This is a genomic window from Pseudomonas sp. 9Ag (assembly GCF_902506445.1).
GTDB classification, from domain to species: domain Bacteria; phylum Pseudomonadota; class Gammaproteobacteria; order Pseudomonadales; family Pseudomonadaceae; genus Stutzerimonas; species Stutzerimonas stutzeri_AB.
Genome location: NZ_LR733836.1, coordinates 4,399,976 through 4,425,617, shown reverse-complemented (window position 1 = coordinate 4,425,617; position 25,642 = coordinate 4,399,976). Strand labels below are relative to the sequence as shown.

The 25,642-nt window shown below is 62.5% G+C and carries 24 protein-coding genes, 1 tRNA gene and 1 pseudogene; 7 read left to right on the top strand and 19 right to left on the bottom strand.

Translation table 11 applies throughout. The features are described from left to right. Nucleotides 1–11: 11 nt before the first annotated feature. The 3 genes from ALTERO38_RS20340 to gabD form a co-directional block, all read right to left on the bottom strand. Nucleotides 12–1,208, bottom strand: a complete 1,197-nt coding sequence (locus ALTERO38_RS20340; protein WP_159969506.1) for an acyl-CoA dehydrogenase family protein — start codon at nucleotides 1,206–1,208, stop codon at nucleotides 12–14. A gap of 43 nt (nucleotides 1,209–1,251) precedes the next feature. After that, entirely contained in the window at nucleotides 1,252–3,357 is a 2,106-nt protein-coding gene (locus ALTERO38_RS20335; RefSeq protein ID WP_159969505.1) for a 3-hydroxyacyl-CoA dehydrogenase NAD-binding domain-containing protein, read from the bottom strand. A gap of 439 nt (nucleotides 3,358–3,796) precedes the next feature. Then, complete coding sequence (gene gabD, locus ALTERO38_RS20330; protein WP_159969504.1) at nucleotides 3,797–5,245, bottom strand: NADP-dependent succinate-semialdehyde dehydrogenase; 1,449 nt, start codon at nucleotides 5,243–5,245, stop codon at nucleotides 3,797–3,799. A 330-nt stretch (nucleotides 5,246–5,575) separates the two neighbouring features. On the opposite strand from gabD, the gene ALTERO38_RS20325 reads away from it, so the two are divergent. Next, nucleotides 5,576–5,652 (top strand) — tRNA-Arg (locus ALTERO38_RS20325). A 280-nt stretch (nucleotides 5,653–5,932) separates the two neighbouring features. Here ALTERO38_RS20325 and ALTERO38_RS20320 read toward each other — a convergent pair. Further along, a pseudogene (locus tag ALTERO38_RS20320) lies at nucleotides 5,933–6,657 on the bottom strand (DUF4198 domain-containing protein). 9 nt (nucleotides 6,658–6,666) lie between these two features. Beyond that, nucleotides 6,667–8,835: a TonB-dependent siderophore receptor gene (locus ALTERO38_RS20315; RefSeq protein WP_178114611.1), complete on the bottom strand. Its 2,169-nt coding sequence runs from the start codon at nucleotides 8,833–8,835 to the stop codon at nucleotides 6,667–6,669. 138 nt (nucleotides 8,836–8,973) lie between these two features. On the opposite strand from ALTERO38_RS20315, the gene ALTERO38_RS20310 reads away from it, so the two are divergent. After that, entirely contained in the window at nucleotides 8,974–9,342 is a 369-nt protein-coding gene (locus ALTERO38_RS20310) for a PH domain-containing protein (RefSeq protein WP_102837622.1), read from the top strand. A 168-nt stretch (nucleotides 9,343–9,510) separates the two neighbouring features. Here ALTERO38_RS20310 and ALTERO38_RS20305 read toward each other — a convergent pair whose 3' ends face one another. Beyond that, nucleotides 9,511–9,705 (bottom strand): hypothetical protein, encoded by a 195-nt coding sequence (locus tag ALTERO38_RS20305; protein WP_148925681.1) that lies wholly within the window; start codon nucleotides 9,703–9,705, stop codon nucleotides 9,511–9,513. A gap of 343 nt (nucleotides 9,706–10,048) precedes the next feature. Between ALTERO38_RS20305 and ALTERO38_RS20300 the strand changes: the two genes are divergently transcribed. After that, complete coding sequence (locus ALTERO38_RS20300; RefSeq protein WP_159969503.1) at nucleotides 10,049–10,969, top strand: LysR substrate-binding domain-containing protein; 921 nt, start codon at nucleotides 10,049–10,051, stop codon at nucleotides 10,967–10,969. Nucleotides 10,970–11,016: 47 nt separating this feature from the next. Here ALTERO38_RS20300 and madM read toward each other — a convergent pair whose 3' ends face one another. The 10 genes from madM to ALTERO38_RS20250 form a co-directional block, all read right to left on the bottom strand. After that, nucleotides 11,017–11,781 carry a malonate transporter subunit MadM gene (madM, locus tag ALTERO38_RS20295; protein WP_159969502.1) on the bottom strand — a complete coding sequence of 255 codons (765 nt, stop codon included), beginning with the start codon at nucleotides 11,779–11,781 and terminating at the stop codon, nucleotides 11,017–11,019. 3 nt (nucleotides 11,782–11,784) lie between these two features. Beyond that, nucleotides 11,785–12,183, bottom strand: coding sequence for a malonate transporter subunit MadL (gene madL / locus ALTERO38_RS20290; protein WP_159969501.1), 399 nt, complete (start codon nucleotides 12,181–12,183; stop codon nucleotides 11,785–11,787). Between the two features lie 126 nt (nucleotides 12,184–12,309). Next, entirely contained in the window at nucleotides 12,310–13,245 is a 936-nt protein-coding gene (gene mdcH, locus ALTERO38_RS20285) for a malonate decarboxylase subunit epsilon (RefSeq protein WP_159969500.1), read from the bottom strand. After that, nucleotides 13,242–13,862: a malonate decarboxylase holo-ACP synthase gene (locus ALTERO38_RS20280; protein ID WP_159969499.1), complete on the bottom strand. Its 621-nt coding sequence runs from the start codon at nucleotides 13,860–13,862 to the stop codon at nucleotides 13,242–13,244. The genes mdcH and ALTERO38_RS20280 overlap by 4 nt, the downstream gene beginning before the upstream one ends. A 72-nt stretch (nucleotides 13,863–13,934) precedes the next feature. Then, a complete protein-coding gene (gene mdcE, locus ALTERO38_RS20275; protein WP_159969498.1) occupies nucleotides 13,935–14,720 on the bottom strand; it encodes a biotin-independent malonate decarboxylase subunit gamma in 786 nt (261 codons plus the stop codon). Beyond that, nucleotides 14,717–15,583: a biotin-independent malonate decarboxylase subunit beta gene (locus ALTERO38_RS20270; protein WP_159969497.1), complete on the bottom strand. Its 867-nt coding sequence runs from the start codon at nucleotides 15,581–15,583 to the stop codon at nucleotides 14,717–14,719. Before ALTERO38_RS20270 ends, mdcE begins: the two co-directional genes overlap by 4 nt. After that, the gene (locus tag ALTERO38_RS20265) at nucleotides 15,576–15,875 is read right to left on the bottom strand and encodes a malonate decarboxylase subunit delta (protein WP_014818584.1); all 300 of its coding nucleotides are present in this window, start codon (nucleotides 15,873–15,875) and stop codon (nucleotides 15,576–15,578) included. The genes ALTERO38_RS20270 and ALTERO38_RS20265 overlap by 8 nt, the downstream gene beginning before the upstream one ends. Before the next feature lie 2 nt (nucleotides 15,876–15,877). After that, nucleotides 15,878–16,753: a triphosphoribosyl-dephospho-CoA synthase gene (locus tag ALTERO38_RS20260; protein ID WP_159969496.1), complete on the bottom strand. Its 876-nt coding sequence runs from the start codon at nucleotides 16,751–16,753 to the stop codon at nucleotides 15,878–15,880. After that, nucleotides 16,753–18,420: a malonate decarboxylase subunit alpha gene (mdcA, locus tag ALTERO38_RS20255; RefSeq protein WP_159969495.1), complete on the bottom strand. Its 1,668-nt coding sequence runs from the start codon at nucleotides 18,418–18,420 to the stop codon at nucleotides 16,753–16,755. The genes ALTERO38_RS20260 and mdcA overlap by 1 nt, the downstream gene beginning before the upstream one ends. A gap of 118 nt (nucleotides 18,421–18,538) precedes the next feature. After that, nucleotides 18,539–18,976, bottom strand: coding sequence for a YqaA family protein (locus ALTERO38_RS20250; RefSeq protein WP_148925692.1), 438 nt, complete (start codon nucleotides 18,974–18,976; stop codon nucleotides 18,539–18,541). Between the two features lie 117 nt (nucleotides 18,977–19,093). Between ALTERO38_RS20250 and phnN the strand changes: the two genes are divergently transcribed. Beyond that, nucleotides 19,094–19,633, top strand: a complete 540-nt coding sequence (gene phnN, locus ALTERO38_RS20245; RefSeq protein ID WP_148925693.1) for a phosphonate metabolism protein/1,5-bisphosphokinase (PRPP-forming) PhnN — start codon at nucleotides 19,094–19,096, stop codon at nucleotides 19,631–19,633. A 6-nt stretch (nucleotides 19,634–19,639) separates the two neighbouring features. On the opposite strand, the gene ALTERO38_RS20240 is transcribed toward phnN, so the two are convergent. Both ALTERO38_RS20240 and ALTERO38_RS20235 read right to left on the bottom strand, forming a co-directional pair. Then, nucleotides 19,640–19,882, bottom strand: a complete 243-nt coding sequence (locus tag ALTERO38_RS20240) for a hypothetical protein (RefSeq protein WP_148925694.1) — start codon at nucleotides 19,880–19,882, stop codon at nucleotides 19,640–19,642. Nucleotides 19,883–19,959: 77 nt separating this feature from the next. Then, the gene (locus tag ALTERO38_RS20235; RefSeq protein WP_159969494.1) at nucleotides 19,960–20,388 is read right to left on the bottom strand and encodes a DNA methylase; all 429 of its coding nucleotides are present in this window, start codon (nucleotides 20,386–20,388) and stop codon (nucleotides 19,960–19,962) included. 381 nt (nucleotides 20,389–20,769) lie between these two features. On the opposite strand from ALTERO38_RS20235, the gene ALTERO38_RS20230 reads away from it, so the two are divergent. The 3 genes from ALTERO38_RS20230 to ALTERO38_RS20220 all read left to right on the top strand — a co-directional run bounded on the left by ALTERO38_RS20230 (nucleotide 20,770) and on the right by ALTERO38_RS20220 (nucleotide 24,323). Further along, on the top strand, nucleotides 20,770–21,723 hold the full coding sequence (locus ALTERO38_RS20230; RefSeq protein WP_159969493.1) for a TAXI family TRAP transporter solute-binding subunit: 954 nt from the start codon (nucleotides 20,770–20,772) through the stop codon (nucleotides 21,721–21,723). A 171-nt stretch (nucleotides 21,724–21,894) separates the two neighbouring features. Further along, nucleotides 21,895–23,928 carry a TRAP transporter permease gene (locus ALTERO38_RS20225; protein ID WP_159969492.1) on the top strand — a complete coding sequence of 678 codons (2,034 nt, stop codon included), beginning with the start codon at nucleotides 21,895–21,897 and terminating at the stop codon, nucleotides 23,926–23,928. Further along, nucleotides 23,925–24,323, top strand: coding sequence for a DUF1850 domain-containing protein (locus tag ALTERO38_RS20220; RefSeq protein ID WP_159969491.1), 399 nt, complete (start codon nucleotides 23,925–23,927; stop codon nucleotides 24,321–24,323). The genes ALTERO38_RS20225 and ALTERO38_RS20220 overlap by 4 nt, the downstream gene beginning before the upstream one ends. 103 nt (nucleotides 24,324–24,426) lie before the next feature. Here the strand turns inward: ALTERO38_RS20220 and ALTERO38_RS20215 are convergent, their stop codons facing one another. Beyond that, nucleotides 24,427–25,611: a PepSY domain-containing protein gene (locus ALTERO38_RS20215; protein ID WP_159969490.1), complete on the bottom strand. Its 1,185-nt coding sequence runs from the start codon at nucleotides 25,609–25,611 to the stop codon at nucleotides 24,427–24,429. Between the last annotated feature and the right edge of the window lie 31 nt (nucleotides 25,612–25,642).

The window sequence follows — 25,642 nt, the reverse complement described above, 5'->3', positions numbered from 1 at the left end:
GCGGTGCCCCCTTACAGCTCGAGAATCATCTTCGAGACGATGTTCTTCTGGATTTCGTTGGAGCCGCCGAAGATCGACAGCTTGCGCATGTTGAAGTAGTCGCCGGCCAGCGATGCGCTGTAGTCGGCGTGTAGCAGTTCGCCGTCGTAGTCCAGCTGCAGCTCTTCCTCGAGGAATGGCAGCGCGTACGGCCCGATGACCTTGCGCAGCAGGCTGGTGATGGCCTGGCGGATCTCGGTGCCCTTGACCTTGAGGATCGAAGATTCCGCGCCGGGCACGCCGCCCTCCTTCGCCGCGGCGAGGATGCGCAGGGTGCTCATCTCGATGGCCATCAGCTGCATTTCAACTTCCGCGACCTGGGCGCGGAACAGCGGGTCATCGAGCATCGGCTTGCCGTCGCAGACTTCCTTCATGGCGATGCGCTTGAGGTGTGCCAGTGCTGCCTTCGAGGCGCCAATGCCGGCCAGGCCGGTGCGCTCGTGGGTCAGCAGGTACTTGGCGCAAGTCCAGCCCTGGTTTTCCTCGCCAACGAGGTTCACCACCGGCACGCGAACGTTGTCGAAGAAGACTTCGTTGACTTCATGATCGCCGTCCAGAGTGATGATCGGCCGCACGCTGATGCCCGGCGTGCTCATATCGATCAGCAGGAAGCTGATGCCGCGCTGCTGCTGAGCTTCGGGATCGGTGCGCACCAGGCAGAAGATCATGTTGGCGTGCTGGCCGAGGGTGGTCCAGGTCTTCTGGCCATTGACCACATAGTGATCGCCGTCGCGCACGGCGCGGGTCTTCAGGCTCGCCAGGTCGGAGCCGGCGCCCGGTTCGGAGTAGCCCTGGCACCACCAGTCTTCACCCGACAGGATACGCGGCAGGTAATGGTCTTTCTGCTGCTGGCTGCCGAACTTTATGATCACCGGCGCAACCATGTTGACGCCGAAGGGCACAGTGCGCGGCGCGCCGAACTGGGCGCACTCCTCGTCAAAGATATGCTTCTCGACCGGGCCCCAGGTGGTGCCGCCCAGCTCCACTGGCCAGCCCGGCGCGTACCAGCCGCGCTTGACCAGAATCTGCTGCCAGCGCTCGTGGTCTTCTTTGGACATATGCTTGCCGAGCTTGACCTTGGCGGCGATGTCCGCCGGCAGCTCGTTTGTCAGGAAGGCGCGCACTTCATCGCGGAAGGCGAGCTCTTCGGCCGTGTAGTTGACGTTCATGGGAAGGTCCTCATGGTGCGTTCGGATTGCAGGCGGGCGGCGCTCATTGTCCGGCCTGCCATTCGGTAAAGGTGCGGCCTTCGGCGGCCAGTTTTTCCAGCAGCGGCGCGGGCTTCCACCAGTCGCCACAACGTGCGTGCAGTTCCTTGACCCGTGCCAGCACCTTGTCCAGGCCGACGCTGTCGGCATAGAACATCGGGCCACCACGGAAGGCCGGGAAGCCGTAGCCGTTCAGGTAGATGATGTCGATGTCGCTCGAGCGCTGCGCGATGCCTTCTTCGAGGATCTTCGCGCCCTCGTTGACCAGCGCATAAATAGTCCGCTCGATGATGTATTGCTCATCCAGCTCGCGGCGCTCGATACCCTTTTCCCCCGAAGCTGCTTCGAGCATAGGCGCCAGCTCGGGATTCTCCAGCGGTGTGCGGTTGCCCGGCTCGTAGCGGTAATAGCCGGCACCGGTCTTCTGCCCGAGCATGCCGGCAGCGCAGAGCTTGTCGGAAACAGTGGGGAAATCCAGGTGCGCCGGCAGTGTCGCGCGCTGGCGCTTGCGAATCGCCTGGCCGATGTCGAGGCCGGACAGATCACGCATGGCGAACGGCCCCATGGCCATGCCAAAGTTGCGCAGCGCGCCATCAACCTGCCCTGGCGTGGCGCCCTCTTCCAGCAGGAATTCCGCCTCGCGGCCGTACTGGAAGACCATGCGATTGCCGACGAAACCGTCGCAGACACCAACCACCACCGAAACCTTTTTCAGCTTTTTGCCGATGGCCATGGCGGTGGCGAGCACTTCGTGGCTGGTCTTCTCAGCGCGCACCACTTCCAGCAGGCGCATGACATTGGCCGGGCTGAAGAAGTGCAGACCGACCACGTCTTCCGGACGTTTGGTGAAGGCGGCGATGGCATCCAAATCCAGAGATGAGGTGTTCGAAGCGAGAATCGCACCGGGCTTGCACACCGCGTCCAGCTGTTCGAACACCTGCTGCTTGACGCCCATCTCCTCGAATACCGCCTCGACCACCACGTCGACATCTGCCAAGGCCGCGTATTCGGTGACGCCTTCGACCAGCTTGAGGCGCTTTTCCATCGCGTCCTCGGTGAGGCTGCCGCGCTTGACGCTGGCCGCGTAGGTGTCACGGGCTTGCTGCAGACCGCGCTGCAGCGCTTCATCGTTGATTTCCAGCAGCTTCACCGGCACCCCGGCGTTGGCGAAGCACAGGGCAATACCAACGCCCATGGTGCCGCCGCCGATCACCGCGGCGGTGTTGATCGCACGCGGTTTCACATCGGCTGGCAGATCGTTGATCTTGCCGGCCTGGCGCTCGGCAAAGAAGGAATGGATGAGCGCACCACGCTGTGGCGAATTCAGGCATTCGACAAAGAGCTCCCGCTCGCGCTTGAGGCCTTCGGCCAGTGGCAGCTGGGTCGCTGCCTCGACAGCAGCGATGCAACGCAGCGGCGAGAACAGCCCGGGCATGCGCTTGGCGACCTCGGCGTGCTTGGCACGGATCAGCGCCTCGTTGTCGGCGCCTTCCAGACCGAAGGTTTGCTCGCCGCTGCGACGCGGCCCGCGGTCGGCATTGAGCAGACGGCGCGCAAAGCTGATACCCGCCTCGGTCATTTCGTCGTCGAACAGCTCATCAACGATGTTGTGCTCGACGGCCTCGGCTGCGCCGATGGGCGCGCCGCTGACGATCATGTCCAGCGCCTTCTCGACACCTGCCAGACGTGGCAGTCGCTGTGTTCCGCCGGCACCGGGCAAGAGGCCCAGCTTCACTTCCGGCAGACCGACCTTTGAGTCCTTGCGGGCGATGCGGTAGTGACAGCCCAGCGCGACTTCCAACCCACCACCCAGAGCGGTGCCATGGATGACGGCGACGCTCGGCTTGCTGCAGCCTTCGATGACCTCGATCACTTCCGGCAGGCTCGGCGCCTGCGGCGGCTTGCCAAACTCCTTGATGTCGGCCCCGGCAATGAAGGTATTGCCCTCGCAGACCAGCACCACGGCGCGCACCTGCGTGTCCGCCTCCGCGTTCTGAAAGGCCTGCAGCAAGCCTTCGCGCACGGCATGCCCGAGCGCATTGACCGGTGGGTTGTTGACCGTGATCAGAGCGATCTCGCCCTGAAGTTCGAGCCGTACGGCGTCCGTCATGGCTGGCCTCCGCTTGTGAAATGAATGATTGGACTTGTTATTTCACGGAATCATGTTTCGCACAGCAGAATAGTCGAGTCATTTCCGCATGTCGAGAGACTGTCAATAATCGCTTCGACTGGCAACTGCCATAACCGCGACAGCGCTCGAAACATAAGTGAGATCTGGGGCGACGCCCATTGGAGAAAATGCAACGAGATGGGATGGAAGGTAGGAAGCGGCTCACCATTGAGGTGGCAGGGAACAGAAAGCGGTAAATGGGCGTCGCCGCGACGAATCGCTTGCGCGATGCACTCGGTACTCCCTGACGACCAGTCGCTCCAAGCTGCCGGGCACCCGGTTCCGGGAGGGCTTAAGAGGTAACGGCCTAGCAATCAGCCGCAGCAACCACAAACCCGAGGGGGCGAATACCATCCCCCCGAGCAGCTGAACTGAGGCCTTACAGACCCAGGCAGAGGTATTTGATTTCCAGATAGTCATCCATGCCGTATTTCGACCCCTCACGGCCCAGACCAGACGACTTCACGCCGCCGAAGGGTGCCACTTCGGTCGAGATCATCCCGGTGTTGATGCCGATCATCCCTGACTCGATGGCTTCGGCCACACGGAACACCCGACCCAGATCGCGGGCGTAGAAATAGGCCGCCAGCCCAAACTCGGTGTCGTTGGCCAGGGCGATACCCTCGGCCTCGTCTTCGAAACGGAACAACGGCGCCAGCGGTCCGAAGGTTTCCTCTTTCGCCACCTTGGCGTTGTGCGGCACGTTGACCATCAGCGTTGGCTCGAAATAGCTGCCGCCCATCTGGTGCGCCTTACCGCCGGTGAGTACCTGTGCACCATTGGCGACGGCGTCCTCGATGTGCTCTTTGACCTTGGCCGCCGCGCGGTCGTCGATCAGCGGGCCGATGTCGGTGCCTTCGTCGAGTCCGTTGCCAACCTTCAGTTTTTCGACCGCAGCCTGGAATTTCTTCGCAAACTCGTCGTACACGCCGTTCTGTACATAGATCCGGTTGACGCAAACGCAGGTCTGGCCGGCGTTGCGGTACTTGGACTGCATGGCGCCTTTGACGGCTTCGTCGAGGTCGGCGTCATCGAATACCAGGAAGGGCGCGTTGCCGCCCAGCTCCAGCGACACCTTCTTGATGCCCGCGGCGCACTGCTCCATCAGCTTCGCGCCAACTTCGGTAGAGCCGGTGAAGCTGAGCTTGCGCACCGTCGGGTTTGCGGTCAGCTCGTTGCCGATGTCACCTGCCGAGCCGGTGACGACGCTGAACACACCTTTCGGGATACCCGCACGCTCCGCCAGCTCAGCCAGCGCCAGCGCGGAAAAAGGCGTCTGGCTCGCCGGCTTGAGCACCATGGTGCAACCCGCCGCCAACGCTGGGCCGGCCTTGCGGGTGATCATCGCCGCCGGGAAATTCCACGGGGTAATGGCCGCCGTGACGCCAATCGGCTGCTTGATAACGATGATGCGCTTGTCTTTCTGATGGCCAGGAATGGTGTCGCCATAGACGCGCTTGGCTTCTTCGGCGAACCACTCGATAAAGGAAGCAGCATAGGCGATCTCGCCCTTGGACTCGGCCAGCGGCTTGCCCTGCTCCAGCGTCATCAGCCGACCCAGGTCGTCCTGGTTCTCCATCATCAGCTCGAACCAGCGGCGCAGCTTTTGCGAGCGCTCCTTGGCGGTCAGATCACGCCAGGCTGGCAATGCGCGCTCGGCAGCTTCGATGGCGCGACGGGTTTCCGCAGCGCCCATTTTCGGCACGCTGCCCAGGATCTCGTTGCTGGCCGGGTTGTTGACCTTGATGGTCTGGCCGCTGTCCGCGTCCTGCCAGGCGCCGTCGATATAAGCCTGCTGGCGGAACAGCTTGGTGTCTTTGAGTTGCATGGCAGTCTCCTGAGAGCCGGCAGGGTGCCGGGATTGGACCGAGGCCATCTGGCCGATTGGAATGGCGATTGGCAGTGGAACTGCTCGAGTTAAGTCAGAGCAAGGGACAGCCCCAGGGTTCCTGCCGCGAGCTAAAGCGTTTGAGATATCGAACGCATGCTAGGCCTGCTGGCCTGCATCGGGCAACACCCTGTTCGGAAAAATTAACGCACCATAACCAGACCTGATGACGCCGCGATCGGCTATCAGAACAATAGCGCCGCGCGCTGAGCAGCTGCCGAAGCGCCATGGACGATCGCAGACGAGATGCGTATGATTGCGCCCCGCAACGCACCAGTAGCTCAGCTGGATAGAGTACTGCCCTCCGAAGGCAGGGGTCGTGGGTTCGAATCCCGCCTGGTGCGCCATCTTTAAAGCAAAAAAGCCCCGGATGTTTCATCCGGGGCTTTTTTGTTTCAGGGCTGTCTCTAAGACGGCTATGTGCTCTACGCCGCGACCTGATCGGCATGAGCCAACGGACCCCATGTGGATTCCGTATGGCCTATAGTGCAAAAACCTCAACGATGATTGCTTTCTGACAGCCGGTCTACCGCTGAGCACTCGAGCGCTGGCTGCGTCGCGAACCACCAAGAAACGCTTGGTGGTTACGCTTCAATCAAGCTTGGTTTGCTGTGGGTATCGATTCAATCAGTGCTCGTGCTTCTCGCCGACGAAACTCAGCGAGGAGAACATGCCACGTACGCGCGCATCCGGATCATCGCTCGGAACGGTGGTAGACGCTGCAATGACGTTGAGGCCGCGGTTGCGCACGGTGATCTTTGCCTTGCCCTCGGCGTCGGTTTTCGTCGCGACCTCGTCGGGTGCGTTCACAAAGTCGGCGACGAGCTCGACGTTGGACGCCGGTTTGCCGTCAACCAGGACCAGAACTTCCAATTCCTCGCCGGCTTCAACCGTCAACGGGTCCTGTTGGGGACGATGACCAGCTTCAACTCGTCCAGCGGAGGCAGCTTTGCGCCCTCCTCCAGCACAGCCAGGGTGTACTTGTAGTAGCGCCCGGAATCCAGCGCGTCGGGCACCTGGGTTTCACCGACATTGACCCACTGCTTGTCAGGGGCCTGGGTCCAGTAGCCGTTGTCCAAAGCGACACTGAGCGCGGCGGGCGACTTCTGCGGCTTGAGGCGCGCATGGTCGTCGAGCTTTTCGATAGTGACAGGAACATTTTTACCCTGCTGGTCGCTTGCCCAGGCTCCGGAGATTTTCTTGGGGTCATAGGCGTTGTCTTCAGCACCATCACCGTAGATCACTTCAATGTTCCCGCGCCGCTCCGCGGTCCAGATGCCGTGAGCCGATACTTGTCCGGCCAGCATAGCGGCCAATAGTGCAGCGGCGATTTTGGCATGTTGCTTGTTCATTGTTTTTCCTTAAGGGTGGCCTTGTGACGCCGACTCGGGGGAACGAGCCGGGTCGTGATAAAAATTTAGCGACAGGCTCAGGCTGAGGTTGCGCGGTTCACCCGGCATGACCCAAACACTGCTGTAGGAGCGCTCGTAGTAGGTGCGATCGAACGCATTATTCAGGTTCACGCCAAGGGTAAGGTCTTGCGTGGCCTTGTAGCGTGCCAGCAGGTCAACTGAAGTGTAACCCGGCAATTCGAAGCCGCTGTCCGCTACGTTGCCGGAGCGCTCGCCCACGTAATTGACCCCGCCGCCCAGTTCCAAACCGCGCAACTCGCCGTCGAGGAACTCATACACACCGAGCAGACTGCCGCTGTGCTCGGGCACGTTGAGCAAGCGACTGCCGCGCGCCAGGGTGTTGTCTTCCGTGACTTCAGCGTCGACATAGGCGTAGGCGCCGATCACACGAATTTCGTCGGTCAACTGTCCCGTCAGCTGCAGGTCGACGCCGCGGCTGCGCACTTCGCCAGCGGCGATCTGGTACGCGGAGTCGACCGGATCGGCGGTGAGGACGTTTTCCTTGGTGAGGTGAAAGGCAGCGACGGTCATGCCCAGACGGCTGTCAAGCAGGTCGAATTTGAAGCCCGCTTCGTAGCCGACGCCTTCTTCCGGGTCGAATGCCGTGCCTGACGCATCAGCGCCGCTATTGGGTTTGAATGACTGCGAGGCATTGGCGAACACGCCAACTTCCGGTGTCAGCTGATACAGCGCCCCAATGCGCGGCGTGACCTTTTCATGAGTTTGCTCGGCACGGGTGCCGGCGACTTCGTTATCCAGCCGTTGTTCGTAATGGTCGTAGCGCGCGCCGATGACGCCGAAGAGTTTTTCGCTGAAACGCATCTGATCCTGCAGGTTCAGCGATCTGGAATGGATCAACTCGTGGCGATCGGTGCTACGCCCGCCTGAGCCAATGCTGAATGGCGGCCGCGGCTGCCCATACACAGGCTGGTAGATGTCGATCTGCGAAATAGGTCGGGTGCGCAGCACTTCTTCAGTCTTGGCAAAGCGCTCGTATTCTGTCCCGATCAGCAGGTTGTGCTCGATGTCGCCGGTATAGACCAGGCCGCGCAGCTCCAGCTGGGTGATGCTGTCCTGCCACTCGTAATCGCGGTAGCGGTACTCACGGTTGAGGGTGCGCGCGTCGTCTTCGAAAAAACTCGCCTCGGTGGCACCACCACTCAGGCGGCCCTGTTTGTAGTGGCTGGCCAGGCGGACGGTCCAGCTGGCGTTCAGATCATGCTCGATCTCGGCCTGCAGGCTTTCGTTGTTGTTGTCGATGTCGCCATCATCGGGCTCACCGAAAAAGTCGGAGCGGGAGACGCTCCCCAGATGATCGTTAGGTGCAACCACGCCGCGGTCGAATACCTGGCTGCTACGGATGACCTCCGCCTGCACCAGCAGGCGCGTCTGCGGCGTCAGCTCCCAGCTGAAGGCGGGCGCGAAGAACTGCCGCTCGCTGGAGCGATAATCACGAAAGCTCTTGTTGTCCTCCACCGCGAGATTCATGCGATAGAGCATCGTGCCCTCTTCATCCAGCGGCGTGTTGACGTCCAGGCTGCTGCGATAGCGATCCCAGCGGCCCGCGCTCAGGTCCAGCCGGGCGAAGCTGTCGTTCTGCGGGCGCTTGCTGACGATGTTGATGGTGCCGCCCGGGTCACCACGGCCATACAGACTGGACGCCGGCCCCTTGAGCACGTCGATGCGCTCGACGTTGGAGGGGTCCTGCGGGTTCATGTAGCCACGGTTGACGCTGAAGCCGTCCTTGTAGAACTCCGAGGTGGTCAGACCGCGAATGCTGTATTCGTACATGGTCAGGCCGCCGAAGTCATTCTGCCGCGCCACGCCGCCCGCATAGTCCAGCGCCTTTTCGATACGCGGACTGTCCAGATCTTCGAGCACCGTGGCGGGGATGACGCTGACCGCCTGCGGAACCTCTTCCAGCGGCGTATCCGTCTTGGTGGCGCTCGCTGACCGCCGAGTCCGGTAGCCCTCTGCGTCGACCTGTTCGCGATCGGCTGTGACGACCACTTCTTCGAGAACCGCGCTGTCCGTCTCTTGTGCCAACGCTGACATGCTGCCCAAACCTGCCGCGGCGGCCAGTCCCAAAATTCTTGCTGCAACGCTACTGCTGTTCATGCCTGCTTCCGATCAAATGTTATACCGTAACATTTGATCGGAAGCTGTCTGCAACTGTCAAGGCCGCGGGCGCTCTGGCAAGCCGCGTTCAGCTAGGGCAGCATGCAGCGACAACGATCCATGACGAGGAACGCAGCGATGATCGATTTCGATAACAAGGGTTTCTTCAAGCTGAAGCAGAACGATGAATACGCAGAGCGGGTCCGCTCGCTGCTACTGGACGACGAACAGGTGATCGATTCCTACAAGTCCATGCGCGACGGCGTGGTGTTTACGGACAAGCGGATCATTGCCGTCAACGTGCAGGGCATCACCGGCAGCAAGAAGGATTTCACGTCCCTGCCCTACAACAACATCGTCGCCTATTCGGTGGAGACGTCGGGGACCTTCGATCTCGACTCGGAGCTAGAGGTGTATTTCTCGTCACTGGGGAAGGTCAGGTTCGAGTTCACCGGCAGGACTTCGATCGTTGAAATCTCGAAGTACATATCCAAACACGTGCTCTGAACTGTTGAGTAAACGCAGACGGCGCCGCAGCGCTCTTACCGCAGCTTCGCGGTGCACGGTTCGACTCGTTGTGTTTGTGCATAGGGTAACGAAACAACAGCAGCTTCCGCTCGCTAGCATAGGGTAGCGAGCAGCTTGAATCCGACCGCAGAAACGAAACGGGCGTCGCTACCGTTCGATCCCCACACCAGGGCAGGCTTCTTTAGCCGTTGAAGACGCCAGGTCGGCACGGCGCGAACTTGGCTCGGGAGGTTTAGCTTCTTCTGCGCGGATACCTAACGCGACCAACAACGTCTCGCTCATTTCCATGAATGAATAGCCATCGGCCCATATCTCGGTTTTGCCGTTCAGTCTGTTATCCATGCTTTCCATATCCTAGGCTGGTGCGCCCACTCAGCCGTGCGTTCGAATTGTTGCGCTACGCCTGTTGGCGATACGGACTTGGAGCATCCTGCGTGCCAACACCTGAAAGACTTTTTTATCCTTTAAATCAATGACTTACTGGTATTCGTCTTAACGGTCACTGTTGCAAGATGCACGATCAGCCAACTGTACCCTTGCGATGTGCAAGTTCACGCTTCTGTGCTGCAGGTCACAGAATGGAGCCGAAATCATGTCCGAACACGCTAGCCGTTAGCGTTCGCCACCGGTGAACGCACAAGCCGGCCTTTGGGCATAATTGGCCACCCGCCCTTGAGCAAGCGCCATGCAGATCGATGAAGAACTCACGCTGAAAAAGCTGGAGGTGTTTCTGGCCTTCATGCGCAGCGGCAATCTGAGCAAGGCGGCCGCCGAGCTGAACACCAGCAATGTCAGCGTGCACCGCGCAATTCATTCGCTCGAAAGTGCGCTGCGCTGCCCACTGTTCAAGCACGAGGGACGCAATCTGATTCCGCTGGAAAGCGCTTATGTGCTGGAAGAAAAGGCGCAGAAGCTGGTGCAGGACGTGCTCGAAACCGTGCGCCAGACCCGCGAGGCGGCGGGGTTCTCGGCCGAGCGGTTCAAGCTCGGGGCGCTTTATTCGCTGACGGTTAAAACCGTTCCGCAGCTGATCATGGGCCTGAAGCTGCGCCGCAGCGAACTCAACATCGACCTCATCCTCGGCTCCAATATTGACCTGTTCTACAAGCTGAAAAACATGGAGCTGGATGCCATCCTGGTGTCGCTGAACGAGAGTGTCAGCAATGACCAGGACTGTGCGCAGCTGCCGCTGTTCGCCGATGACATCTTTCTCGCTGCACCGGCCGATTCGCCCTTCGCCCAGCAGGCAGAAGTCGACCTGAGCGACCTGCGCGACGCCACATTCATCACGCTGACGCAAGGTTTTGCGACGCACCAGGACGGCAATCGGGTGTTTCAGCAGGCGGGGTTCGTACCGAAAGTGGCGATGCAGGTGAATGACATCTTCACTTTGCTGAGCATGGTCAATTCAGGCGTGGGCTATGCGTTGCTGCCGGGGCGGGTGGGGATGGTCTACGAGTCGCGGGTCAAACTGGTGCCGCTGCAGGCGCGTTACCACCTGCAGCAGCATATCGGGGTGGTGTTTCTGAAGGCCAAGGAGCGCGATCCCAACCTGCTCGCGCTCCTGGCCGAATGCCGCATGTACAGCCTCAAGAATCCAAGCTGACGCGCGGGAGGTGGAAAACAGCAACGCCTTTTCCACCTCCGTGCCGGTCAGCCAAGCAGCCCGCGCATGATGAAGAACAGCAGTGACGGGCCAAGCAGGCAGCCCAACGCGGTATAGAAGGCAGCAGTCAGGCAGCCGTAAGGCACCAGCTTGGCATCAGTCGCCGCCAACCCGCCGGCAACACCGCTGGAAGTACCGATCAGCCCGCCGAAGATCACTGCCGCACGCGGATTGTTCAGACCGATCATCGGAGCAAAGAACGGCGTCGCGATCATCACCAGAATCGCCTTGACCAGACCGGCCGCGATGGACAGCGCCATCACCTCGGAACTGGCACCAATCGCAGCGCCGGTTACCGGTCCAACGATGTAGGTCACCGCGCCGGTGCCGATGGTGGTCAGGCTAACCGCATCGGTGTAGCCGAAGGCCATGGCGACCGAAACGCCCGCAACAAACGATGAGAACACGCCGACGAACAGGGCGAGCACACCCACCATTCCGGCGCGTTTGAGTTCCTCGACGCTGACGCCAAAGCCGGTAGCGACGATGGCGAAGTCGCGCAGCATGGAGCCACCGAGCAAACCGATACCGGAGAACAGGGCGATGTCGACCAGGCCCTTCTGCCCGCCAGTCACCACACCACCGATATAAGACAGCAACAGGCCGATGAGGATGGCCACCGCCGAACCGTGCAGACGACCCTTGGTGAGCTTGTCCGACAGCCAGTAGGAGAACCACATGGTGGCGCCGATGATGGCGAAGCCGCTGATCAGTCCGTAGCCGGAAACGACCTTGAGTAGAGATTCGTACATGGCTCAGCCCTCGTTGGTCAGTGGTTTGGCTTCATCGGCTTCAAGTTTTTTTCGGCCGATCCGGTCGAGTACCGGTACCAGGGCAAAGGCGATGGCGACCGCGGCGATGCCGGCGAGAATCGCCATCGGGCCGCCGCTCAGCGCGCCATAGACGTTCTGCTGCGCAGCCATGGCGACCACGATGGGGATATACACGGCGCTCCAGAATTTGATGCCCTGCTCCGAATCCATCGTGAACAGGCCGCGCGTCTTGAGATAACTGCCAAGCAGGATCAGCAGCACCATGGCGATGCCGACGCCGCCGACGTTGGCTGGGACGCCGATGAGCTTGCCGAGCAATTCACCGACAAAGATGCCCGTCAGCGTGCACAAGGCCAGGAAGGCCACACCGAAAATAATCATTGTTATTGTCCTTTTGGGTTGCGCTCAGCCCCGGCGATGCCGGCTCCAATGCGCGTGTGTTGTCGAGGTCGTTGTTTTTATCCATCGAACAGTGGCGAGTACGGCTCGCTCTGAGTTGCACGCGATCTATCGGCTCTGGCTGCCCTCCTGACGCAGCAAGGCGTCCAGTGTGTCCAACCGGGCGCCGTCAAAGGCGATCAGCGTACCTTGTTCAAAAACCCGCCGCGCCAGGCCGGTCAGTACCGAGCCGGGGGGCAATTCGATTTGCAGTCGCACGCCGCGTTCGTAGGCGGTGCGCAGGGTGCCGTGCCAGTCGACGACGCGACACATGTTGAAGGCGAGGTCGTCACGCAAACGCTCAGGATCGGCGATGGGTCGGGCAGTGGTGCTGCTCAGATAACGGATACGGGGCGCGCGAAGCGGGACATTGGCGAGGGCTTCGGCAAGCTGAGCGGCGGGTTCTTCCAGCAAGGCGCTGTGGGACGGCACGCTCACCGCGAGACGCTTGGCGCACGACGCGCCCAACGCCTTCGCACGTTGGGCGACAGCCGCCATGGCAGCGTCCGCGCCAGCGACAACGATCTGGTTGTCGGCGTTGATATTGGCCAGATGCACCGGTGTGCTTTCGTCATGCACCTCGGCCAGCAACCGCTCGACCGAGCCCAGATCCAATCCGATCACGGCGGTCATGCCGAAGCCTTCAGGGTAGGCGTTCTGCATCAGCTCGCCGCGCAGCGCGACCAGCCCGACGGCGTCCCGATAGTCCAGCGCACCCGCTACCACCGCCGCGGCATAGGCGCCAATGGACAGCCCCGCGACATAGTCCGGCGACTCGCCGCCCCGCATCAGCAGCCGCGCGCCGGCGACGCCTGCAATCAACAGGCATAGCTGCACGGCGCGGGTGGAACTCAGCGCCGCTTCGCTGTCCAGGGCGAGGGCATCCTCCCCCAAGGTTTCGCCAGCCTCAGCGAGGCACTCGAGCACCTCGGGCTCCTGCGGCAGGCGATGCAGCATGCCGGGCTTTTGCGCACCCTGACCGGGAAAGGCGAACAGGCTGCTCATGCGACCAGATCCGCCTGATCCCAGGGGTTCTCGACCAAGCGTGCGCCGGTGGCGCACTTGAGCAGAACCCGGCGGGCGCTGCCTGCCCACTCGCGCAAGGCAATGGCGCCGGATGGCGTTTCCAACTGCAGGTCGACGCGGCAGGCGGCCCGGTCCAGCAACCCCAGCAGCGAGCGTGCTTTATGCCGGGGCAGCTCGATTGACGTACGCAGCAGCAGGTCGAGGTCGCTGTCGGCATGGGCCGTTGGCAACCCTGTCGCCAGCTGAAAGCCGACCGAGCCGGTCACGCCCCAGCAGAGGCCGAGCGCATCCATATTCGGCTTCAGCTGCTTAAGCGCAAGGAGCGCGGGCAAGTCGCTCACCGGTAGCCGCTCGACCAGTTGCTCCGGACGCACCTTGCGCAGCACCGCGCAGGCCGGCATCACCGAGGCGTAGCGCTGATCACGGCTGGAGCCGCGCAGGCCCACCGCAAGCTGACCGCTCGCCACCATGGCCCGGCGAACCACCACCGGCTGGCCGGCAATGAGCACCTCATGCGCCCAGTCGGGCGCGTCGGCGGGCAACTGTGCTGGAGTCATGCCCCAGAGCAGGTCATGGGGGCGTGTCGTGTCGTGCATCTACAGCCTCCTCGTGATTGTTGTTGTCGAGTCGCTGATCGGTTTGGCGGCTACGGCCGTATCAGATGTTTGCTACCACTGCGCGCGCAGCAGCTCGCGCACGCGTGACGAGGCTTCACGGTTCGGCGCACCGAGACGGCCGCGCAGATCCGTGCTGCTGCCGATGTCTTCGACGGCCTTAACCAGGCAATCGCGAACTCGCTGCAGGTCGTGCTGCGCGGGCTCTTCGATGCTGTTCACCGAGAGGGTTTCCCAGAGCAAACCGAGGGTCGCGTAGTTGTCGATGTCATAGGCCATCGGCGGCACAGATTCGGCCAGGGCTTCCAGCTCCTCGACGCTGCGCAGGGTGATGCGCGCCGCGGCGGCCTTGCCCATGGCGTGCACCATCACGCCCGGATCGCGCAGGGCGATGATCCGCTGGGCCTGGTAGCCGTGCGCGAGAAAGGCGCCGGACATGGCCTTGCCGACCAGCAGCGAGACCACCGGATGCCCGGCCAGCCGCGCACGGGCATAGCCGTCCACCGCCCCGGCCAGTGCCTGATGAATACCCAGCGCTTCTTCGCGGCGGCCATAGGCCTGGCTCGGCACGTCGACGATCGCGACCACCACGCGTTTGTCCGCCTTGTCGCGGTCCGCCTCGATCACCTCATCCAGCGCCTGACCCAGCGCCCAGCCTTCCAACAGGCCGACTTCGCCGTTGCGGGCACGTGGGAAAGGATTTTCGGCATCCGGCACCACGGCGATAAAGCGGGCGGAACGATCACCGAGGGTGCCATCGACCACCTTTACCGAGGCCGCGTAGCCCGACAGCGCCTGACCGCCGGCCAAGGCTTGCAACCAGTTCAGTCCACGACTCATCTGACTTCTCCTTCGTAGAGGGCACGCACGGCGGCAGCATCGAGCTGCGTGCGGGTATCAACGTCGGCCAGGCGCTGGAGGAACCAGGCGTGGCGGCGACTGCGCGGTTGAACGGGCTTGCCGAGGGCGAACAGCTCGTGCAGCTGCTCGCGGATGGCGTCGGTGTCGTCAGCGACGTAGGCATCCACCAAGCCGCTGGCATAGCGCTGCTCGCCGCCGGTCAGGCTCCAGATGAAGGGGCGGTCGCGCGAGTCGTACTCGTCGAGACCGGCTTCCTGCTCGATCACCTGCGGGCCGTTGAGGCCGACGCGGGCCTCACGGGTGACGACCAGATAACTGCACAGCCCGGCGGCGATGGACATGCCGCCGAAGCAGCCGACGGAGCCGGCGACCACGCCAATCACCGGCTGATATTGGCGCAGCTCGACGATCGCCGCCTGGATCTCGGCGATGGCGGCCAGGCCCAGGTTGGCTTCCTGCAGGCGCACGCCGCCGGTTTCCAGTAACAATACTGCGCGAGTCGGGATACCGTTGCGGTTGTCTTCGGCAGCCAGTTCCAGCGCGCCGGCAATCTTCGCGCCGCCGACTTCGCCCATGCTGCCGCCCTGGAATGCGCCCTCAATGGCGGCGATCACCGCCGGCTGGCCGTCGATGGTGCCCTTGGCAACCACCACGCCGTCATCGGCCTGGGTGACGATCCCCTGCTTTGGCAGCCAAGGCGAAGTCACACGGTCGAACGGATCGAGCAGTTCGCGGAAGCTACCTTCGTCCAGCAGCGCGCGGGCACGATGGCGGGCGCCAAGCTCGACGAAGCTGCGCGACTTGAGTAAACGGGCCACATTGTCAGCAGACGAATCAGTCATGGCCGACCTCCTCCAACCCTTGCTCCAGACGCAGACGGACTACGCCGGGTGTGGCCCCAAAATCGTGAATATCAATGTTCAGTGCTGGCAGGTTCTGCTCTCGGAACATCCGCTCGAACAGTTGCTGCCAGCGCTGCTCGGCGCCATTGACCGAGGTGACCACCTGAATGGCCAGTTTGCCGGCCTGGCCCGGCTCGAGCAGCACTTCCAGATCACCCGAGCCGACCACGCCGACCAGGGCTTTGCCGCGGGCGGGTTGCCCGGCGGCGAATTCGAAAGACAGGGTTTCCATGTTCAGTTGCTCCCAGTCGGCGCCAACGAAGGCGTCAAACGGTCGAGGAATAAGGTGGCAGCGAGCAGATCGGCGGCACCGCCCGGCGAGGCACGCAGCGACAACATCTCGCCTTCCAGTGCGCGCAGCTGACGGCGACCGGCAAGGCTGGCGGCACCTCCGGCATCGAGCACGGCGCGGGCGCCCTGCTGCATGCGGTTCAACCCATCGAGGCCGGCGCGATGCAGCACGCAGGTGTCGCTCAGCTCGGTCATGATCGCCAGTAGCGCATCGAGTCGGGCGTTCTGCTCGCCTGCCCCACCGCGGCGGCTCACCAGCAGTTGCGGCAGGCCCTGTTCGATGACGGCGGGAAAGCCGTGCTGCGCCTGTTCGCGGGCGCCGAGCACGCCATAGGTATGGCAGACACGCGCGCCGTGACTGTCCGGGTTATGCGGCGCAGCCGGATCGCTCAAGCGGGCCAGCCTCGCGGCCGTTGCTGCAATGCTTCTGACGTCAGGCGCGTCGCCTTGTAGCGCCGCCGCTGCGCTGAGCAGCCCCAGCGCCCAGATCGCGCCACGATGGGTGTTCACGCCGCCGGTGACGCGGAGCATCTCGGCTTCACCGTCGCGGCCCAGCTGGCCGAGGGTTTCGCGCAAGGGCTGACCGACTTCGCCAACTTCCTGCGCCGCTTCAGCCATCGCCTTGAACACCGGCCACAGCGCATGCGCCGAAGCGTGCATCAGACCCAGATGCAGATCGTCGTGCGCGCCGTTGCCGCGTCGGTCGACCAGCCCCGGTTTGGGCGACAGGTCGGCCTCGTCGATCAGCGCCTGCACTGCCAGATCCGCCAGGCGCTCGGCCAGGGTTGGCTGCGCCTGTCTTGCAATGAGTGCGCTCATCACCAGCTCCTGAACTTGGCAGGCGGGTTGTAGAGGCCGCCGGACCAGTCGACCAGCTCGGCGATGCTCTTGGCGGCGAGCAGCTCGCGGGTCGCGTCGTTGCGACGGATGCCGAGGTCTTCCGGCAGGGCGATCAGCCCTTCGCGGCGCATGCGCTCGGTGTCTTTCGGGTTGTGCCGCAGGCCGATGCTGGTGACGCCGGCCACCGCGGCGATCATCGCCTGACGCTCTTCCAGCGAGCGCGCCTTGTACAGGTAAGCGATGCCTTCCTCGGTGAGCAGGTGGGTGACGTCGTCGCCGTAGATCATGATCGGCGCCAGCGGCATGCCGCTCTTCTTCGCCACCTCGACCGCGTCGAGCTGTTCGACAAAGGTGGGTTTGCCACCCTCCTGGAAGGTCTCGACCATCTGCACCACGAGCTTCTTGCCGCGCTCGAGCATGGTCACCGGGGCTTCGCCACCGGGCATGGCCATGTCAAGCCAGGCCGGGGTCGGATGGCGGCGACCGCGCGGGTCGTGGCCCATGTTCGGCGCACCACCGAAACCGGCCAGGCGGCCACGGGTCACGGTGGAGGAATGGCCGTCGCCATCGACTTGCAGGGTAGCGCCGATAAACAGGTCCACCGCGTACTGCCCAGCCAGCTGGCACATCATGCGGTTGGAGCGCATCGAGCCGTCGCGGCCGGTGAAGAACACGTCCGGACGCTGGGCGATGTAGTTCTCCATGCCCAGCTCGGTGCCGAAGCAGTGCACGCTTTCCACCCAACCGGTCTCAATCGCCGGGATCAGCGTCGGGTGCGGGTTGAGCGTCCAGTTGCGGCAGATCTTGCCTTTCAGGCCGAGGGATTCGCCGTAGGTCGGCAGAATCAGCTCGATGGCGGCGGTGTTGAAGCCAATGCCATGGTTGAGCGACTGCACGTTATGTTTTTCGTAGATGCCGCGGATCGCCATCATCGCCATCAGCACGTGTACTGGCTTGATGTGGCGCGGGTCGCGGGTGAACAGTGGCTCGATATAGAAAGGCTTGTCGGCGACCACGACGAAATCCACCCAGCTGGCCGGGATGTCCACGCGAGGCAACTCGTCGACGATCTCGTTGACCTGGAAGATGACGATGCCATCGCTGAACGCGGTCGGCTCGACCAGTGCCGGGGTGTCTTCGGTGCTCGGCCCGGTGTAGATGTTGCCGTGGCGGTCGGCCTGGAAGCCGGCGACCAGCGCGACATTGGGGATAAGGTCCACCAGGAGGCGCGAATAGAGTTCGATGTAGGTGTGGATGGCACCGACTTCCAGCAGGCCGTCTTCGAGCAGCTGACTGATGCGCAGGCTCTGCGGGCCGGCAAAGGAGAAGTCGAGCTTGCGCGCGATCTGCCGTTCGAACAGATCCAGGTGCTCTGCGCGACTGACGCTCGGCATGATCATGTGCAGGTCATGCAGCTTTCCGGGATCGGCCTTGGCCAACGAGCGGGAAAGGAAGTCCGCCTGCTTCTGGTTGTTGCCCTCGAGCACCACACGATCACCGGGGGCGATTAGCAGTTCCAGGGCCTCGACGATCCGCTCGCCCGGCAGCACCACGCCGTCGGCGAGGCTGCGCACCTGATCGACACGGCGAGCTTTTTCGGCTCGGCGACGCGACCACTGCGGCGGTGGGGAGATTGTTGTTGTCATGCTGACTCCACAGGTTTTCCGCTTTGTGGAGCGCACAGTAGGAGTGTGACCGGAAGGTCATCAATCAAGCACTGAGGTGTTTCGTTACGCTGAGGTTAACGATTCGGCATGGCGGCGCTCAGAACCACCCCAGTGTCACGCTGGCGAGCAGCAAGTAGCGGCCGCCCTTGGCCAGCGTTACCAGCAAAAGGAAGCTCCACAGCGGCTCCCGCAGCGTACCGGCGACGACTGTCAGCGGGTCGCCGATGATCGGCACCCAGCTCAGCAGCAGCGACCAGCGGCCGAAGCGGTGATATTGCCGCTGGGCACGCTCCAGCTGCTGCTCGCTGACCGGAAACCAGCGCTTGTGGCGCAGGCGTTCGATGGAGCGGCCGAGCAGCCAGTTGACCAAGGAGCCCAGCACGTTGCCCAGCGTGGCCACCAGCAGCAGCCCCGTCGCTGAATAGCCGCCATGCAGCAGCAGCCCGACCAATACCGCCTCGGACTGAGCAGGTACCAGCGTGGCCGCGGCGAAGGCAGCGCCAAACAGGCCAAGGTAGGCAGTCAGGTCAAACATATGGGTTACGGGATCTAGGGTTTAGGTATCGCGGGCGGCGAGATAACGAGATGGCTCGGCGAAAATCTGGCAGGCTGCAGCGTCGGCTTCACAGATGCAAGGTTACCGAGGATTTTGATGGAAGGCAGGTTGATCTACCTCATTGGTCCCTCCGGCTCGGGCAAGGACAGCGTGCTCGATGCGGCACGCGAGGCCCTAGCCGAGCGCGGCGTTCGAATCGCACGGCGGGTCATTACCCGCTCGGCCGAGGCCGTGGGTGAATCCGCCGAGGCCGTCACTCATGACGAGTTTGACCGCCTGGAACGCGCCGGTGCCTTCGCCATGAGCTGGCGCGCCAACGAGCTGGCCTATGGCATCCCGATCCAGATCGACCAGTGGCTGGCCGCCGGTGAGGATGTGCTGGTCAACGGATCGCGTGGATATCTGGAGCAGGCGCGCCGGCGTTATCCGGCCCTGCTGGCGGTGTTGCTCAGCGTGCGCCCGGAGGTGTTGCGCCAGCGCCTGCTCAAGCGCAACCGCGAGACACCGGAGCAGATCGAGGCGCGGCTGGCGCGTAATGCGCGTTTCGAGGATTCGCTGGACGAACTCTTCCTGCTGGACAATTCAGGCGATCTTCAAGAGACGGTCGACAAGCTGCTGCGCATCATCGACCGCTAAACGCCTTCATCGGCCCGGTTGCGGATAGAAGCCCGGCACGGCGTTGGGCCGATCTATACGACCAGCCGGCATGCTGCAGTTGAGGTCGCGGAAAGGCTGGCCGTTGAGCAGCTCCCAGCCATGCCCCGGCGAGGTCTGGCGACAGATGACCGTGCCATCGGCCTTGCTCTGCCATTGGTAATAAGGGGCCGGAGCGGCTGAAGCCAGCACGGGCAGCAACAGGCTGAACGCAATGAGGAAGGCGCGCATGGATTGGGCTTCGTTGGAGGGCTGGCGTCACTTTAGCCGGATCGGCCCGCAGCGCAAGCGCGGCCTGTCGGCACGCCTCAATACCAGACCTTTTCCGCCTCGCGCATGAAGATTTCTACGGTTTTCGGCCCGATCCCTTCGAACTCACCCAGCCGTTTCTCCAGGTCCTTGCGGTCCTTGCTTTGCTCGCGCATGTTGCCGAGCTTGCCGCCGTATTCGCTGTTGAGCTTGTTGCACAGTTTGAGTAGTCGCTCGGCAGTCGACTCGTCATAGCGCACGTAGCGACCCTCGCCGAGCATGTTTACCAACTCCTGCCAGCTGCAGTTGCAGAGTTTGCGCGGGGTGTCACGCTGGTGCTTCTCGACGATCACCCGATAGGTATCCGCCGCGATATCCTGCTGGATGCGCTTGCCGAACAGGAAGCTCGCGATGAACCACTTGAACAGTTCACCTTCGCCCTGACTGATATCGATCCCGAGTTGCTTAGCACTGATTTCGCTGGCCATTACCCTGTCTCGTTCGCGGTGAATTCATCTCTTTGCGACGCCCCTCAGGCTCAAGGGTTCGCTGCTGGCATGTGTAGCGATAGGCAAGAATCCGCCGACAGCCCCTTCAATCATGAGCGACTTGTTGCCAATGGAGGCTTGTTGCCGGCTCGGATGGGCTGGAACAGAGCCTTCAGCGCTTGTGGCACAGCTCGTGCTATGTCTGAACTGCCCGATGCGACGACCAATGACAAGAAAAGCCGCACAGCGCTTCTGCTCTCCTCCGTGAAAGCACGCCCGACGCCGTCTCCCTTTTCTTGTCTTTGCATGCAGCCCTGGCGCTGTAGCTGATCGTCTATCGTCAGTTCTGCAAGACCAATAACAACGAAACGGAGAGACACCATGAGATTGACCAAACGCTTCAGCCTGCTCGCTGCCGCAGCGGCCTTCACAGCCAGCACCGCCGCAGTCGCTGCCCCGACCTTCATCAACATCCTCACGGGCGGCACCAGCGGTGTGTACTACCCGATCGGGGTGGGCATCTCCCAGCTGTACAGCAAAGGCATCGACGGCGCGAAAACCTCCGTGCAGGCAACCAAGGCTTCGGTCGAAAACCTTAATCTGCTGCAAGCCGGCCGTGGCGAGCTGGGCTTTGCCCTCGGCGATTCCGTGGCTGACGGCTGGAATGGCGTCGAGGACGCCGGCTTCAAGGCGCCCCTGAAGAAACTGCGCGCCATCGGCGGCAGCTACCCGAACTACATTCAGATCGTTGCCAGCAAGGAATCCGGCATCAAGACGCTGGCCGACCTGAAGGGCAAGTCGCTCTCCGTCGGCGCGCCGAAGTCCGGCACCGAACTGAACGCCCGCGCCATTCTCAAGGCTGCCGGCCTGAGCTACGAAGACATGGGCAAGGTCGAATACCTTCCGTTCGCCGAATCGGTCGAGCTGATCAAGAACCGCCAGCTCGATGCCACTCTGCAGTCGGCCGGCCTGGGCATGGCTGCGATCCGCGACCTGGCTTCCACCATGCCGCTGAACTACGTGGAAATCCCAGAGGATGTGGTCGCCAAGATCGGCAACGATGCCTACCAGGCGGCCAATATCCCGGCAGGCACCTATGACGGCCAGGAAGCCGATGTGCCAACCGTGGCCATCACCAACATCCTCGTGACCCATTCCGACGTGCCGGATGACATTGCCTATCAGATGACCAAGCTGCTGTTCGAGAACCTCGATCAGCTGGGCAATGCGCACTCCGCTGCCAAGGACATCAAGCTGGAAAACGCGACCAAGGCGCTGCCGATTCCGCTGCATCCGGGTGCCGAGCGTTACTACAAGGAAGCCGGCGTGCTCTGATCACGCCCTGGGTAGCCCATGCGCTGCCCAACCTGAACCGCAGGCGTCGGTCCTGACGCTTGCGGCTCGCCCAATCCGAATCTGAAGAGGCGCTAGTAAAACCAGCGTGAAATCACGGCAGGTTTTGTTAGCGGCTCTACGCGACCACGCTTTATCGGCTCGAGGCAATTCATGAGCGAACTACAACAAGAGGAAGGCCTGGCAGGTAGCGCAGCCGATTGGCCAAAAGCTTTGTTTTATGTGGCCCTGCTGTTTTCCATCTACCAGATTGTCATGGCGGCGTTTCACCCGGTATCGAGCCAGGTACTGCGAGCGGGGCATGTCGGCTTTCTGCTGATGGTCGTTTTTCTGTATTTTCCCGCCGGGGGCAATGGTCGCCCCTGGCAGCCGCTGGCCTGGGTACTGGCCCTGGCCGGCATGGGCACGGCATTCTATCAGTGGTATTTCGAAGCCGACCTGATCCAGCGCTCCGGTGACCTCACCAGCCTGGACTTCGCTGTCGGCGTCCTGCTGATCGCGCTGGTGTTCGAAGCCGCTCGCCGGGTCATGGGCATCGCCTTGCCGATCATCTGCGCCATATTCCTCGCCTATGGGCTACTCGGTCAGTATCTGCCCGGGGATCTCGCGCACCGTGGCTACGGCATCGACCAGATGGTCAACCAGCTCGCCTTTGGCACCGAAGGCCTGTACGGCACGCCGACCTACGTCTCGGCAACCTACATCTTTCTGTTTATCCTCTTCGGCGCCTTTCTTGAGCAGGCCGGGATGATCAAGCTGTTCACCGACTTCGCCATGGGCCTGTTCGGCCACAAGCTGGGCGGCCCGGCCAAGGTCTCGGTGGTGTCTTCGGCATTGATGGGCACCATCACCGGTTCCGGCGTCGCCAACGTGGTGACCACCGGCCAGTTCACCATCCCCCTGATGAAACGCTTCGGCTACAAGGCCGCTTTTGCGGGCGGTGTCGAAGCGACCTCCTCGATGGGCAGCCAGATGATGCCGCCGGTGATGGGCGCCGTGGCGTTCATCATGGCTGAAACCATCAACGTGCCCTTCATCGAAGTCGCCAAGGCCGCGCTGATTCCGGCCCTGCTGTACTTCGGCTCGGTGTTCTGGATGGTTCACCTCGAAGCCAAGCGCGCCAACCTCAAAGGCCTGCCGAAAGAGGAGTGCCCCAGCGCAATGGCCGCGGTCAAGCAGCGCTGGTACCTGCTGATTCCGCTGGGTGTACTGGTCTATCTGCTGTTTTCCGGACGCACGCCGCTGTTCTCCGGAATGGTCGGCCTGGCGCTGACAGCGATCGTCATCCTTGGCTCGGCAATCATCCTCAAAGTCTCGTCATTCGGCCTGCGCATTGCCTTCTGGATCGCACTGGGCGTGCTCTGTGCCGGATTCTTCCAACTCGGTATCGGGGTCATATTCGCGGTCATCGCGGTGCTGGTGGCGATCTGCTGGTTCATCAAGGGCGGACGCGACACCCTGGTGGTCTGCCTGCACGCGCTGGTCGAGGGCGCACGCCATGCGGTACCGGTGGGCATTGCCTGCGCCCTGGTCGGCGTGATCATCGGTGTGGTGTCGCTGACCGGTGTGGCCTCGACCTTTGCCGGCTATATCCTCGCGGTCGGTGAGAACAATCTGTTCCTCTCGCTGATCCTGACAATGCTGACCTGCCTGGTGCTGGGCATGGGCATTCCGACCATCCCCAACTACATCATCACCAGTTCGATCGCCGCACCGGCGCTGCTGGACCTCGGTGTCCCGCTGCTCGTCTCGCACATGTTCGTGTTCTATTTCGGCATCCTCGCCGACCTCACACCGCCGGTGGCGCTGGCCTGCTTCGCGGCGGCACCGATCGCCAAGGAAACCGGACTGAAGATCAGCATGTGGGCGGTGCGCATCGCCATTGCCGGCTTCGTGGTGCCGTTCATGGCGGTCTACAACCCCTCGCTGATGATGCAAGGCGACAGCCTGTGGATGACCGCTTACATGGTTCTCAAGGCCGCTTTCGCCATTGGACTCTGGGGCGTCGCCACGATTGGCTACCTGCAGCGCCCGCTGGCCTGGTGGGAGCGTGTGCTTGGTTTCGCCGCTGGCGCGACGCTGATCATGGCCATGCCGATCACCGATGAAATCGGCTTCGGTATTGGCCTTCTGTTGCTCGCACAGCACATTGTGCGTGCCCGTCGTGCCGGGCCGGTACTGGCGTGATCGGACTCTGTCTGGGGCTGGCCGGGGTGGTGTGGGCGGAGGTACCCGTCGCCGACTTCACCCTGGCCTGGAACCACACCATCGAGAAGATCCGCTGGGAAGAGGATTACCGCGTGACGCCGGACGGGCTGCTGCTCGGCGAAGCGCGGGTCAAGGGTTCAGGCGCCGGGATGGAAATCCCGGATGGCGCCGAACTGCGTGACGGGGCCTGGCACTACCAGCGCCAGATGCCGCCGTTGCAACCGCTGCGAGTGGGGCGATCCCCCGAAGCAGGGGATTACCAATTGTGTTTCGACCAGCGTTGCCACGCCTTGAGCGAATGGCTGGGCCCGCCAAAAGCGGCCCAGCCCGCGCTGGAACTCTGGAGCTGCGCCGCGCAGGTGGTGGGCTCCTAACGTACGGCCTGCATGGCCTCGCGGTCATGTAGGTTGCACACACCGCCTGGTGGATCGGTGAAACGTGATCCACCCTACGTTGGCTCATCGCCTACGGCGGTTATCAGGTGGCCTGCAACGTCGCTCTGCGCTTGCTTGCTGCAAGCTGTCTGGCGCGCAACTTGCGCCACCAGATCACCTCGCCAGTCACCGACAGCACGGCAATTGCCAACCCCAATACCGCGATCAGAATGCGCCCAGGCATACCCAGGATCCGGCCGCCGTGTATCGCGGGTTGCAGCATGTGGAACTGCTCACCCAAGGTGCCCTGCCCCGGTATCTCCTGTCCCAGCAATTGCGTGCCGTCGCTGCCGTGAAAAAATAGCCAGGCATTGCCCTGGTTGCTGTCGTGGTCACCGAATCCGGCACCGTAGAAGTTGTACTCGAAGCTGTAATACAGCTCACCGATGGGTTCGCTCAGACCCAGGTCGGCGGCGTGCTGCATGGCGAAGTCATAGGCCCGATGGAAGTCGTACTGCGTCACACCCAACTCGTCCTTTGGCAGCTTTCCGCGCGCCGCGTAAACGCTCGGCTCCACCGTTGATACCAACGACACCACCGGTTTGAAGACCTGCTCAGGCAGGTTCATGGCGATGCTGCTGATGGCGACCGGGGTGAGCAGCAACCAAAGCCACAGCCCGCCGGCGCGATGCACGTCGTGGTTGAGCCGCTGGCGCTTGATCTTCCAGGCGGTTCTCCACTTGCCAAAGAACGGCCGCCCACGCGGAAAGGTCAGCAGCAGCGAGACGACACAGTCGAGGGTCCAGAAGATTGCGACGATACCCATCAGCCAGAGGCCCCAGTTGCCCGGCAGCGTCAGGTTGTAGTGAAACTCCAGCAGAAACGGCACCAGGTTCTGCCGGGAAAAACAGCACTCGCCCCAATAGCGTGTGCCAACCAGATCGCCAGTCACCGCATCGAGGTAATGCACCACCGGCTGTTCTTCATAAGGCTTGCCGGTTGCAGGATCATTGCGCGGTACCAACGCCATCAGCGCGGCATGCCCCGGCTCGTCCGGAAACTCCATGTACCAGACTTGCATGCGCGGATTGGCCTGCTCTACCCGGTCGACCAGCGCCCCCGGCGCCAGCACCGGGCCTTCGCTGGCGGTGTGATAGAACTCGGGATTAAGCCATTCATCCAGCTCATGATGGAAGGCCAACACACTGCCAGTGATTCCGGCGAGAAACAGAAACAGCGCCGTCGCCAGTCCAATGTAGCGGTGCAGCAGTACGAGGATCGAGCGCATGGTCGGTGTCCGTCTTGCAGAACGCACAAAG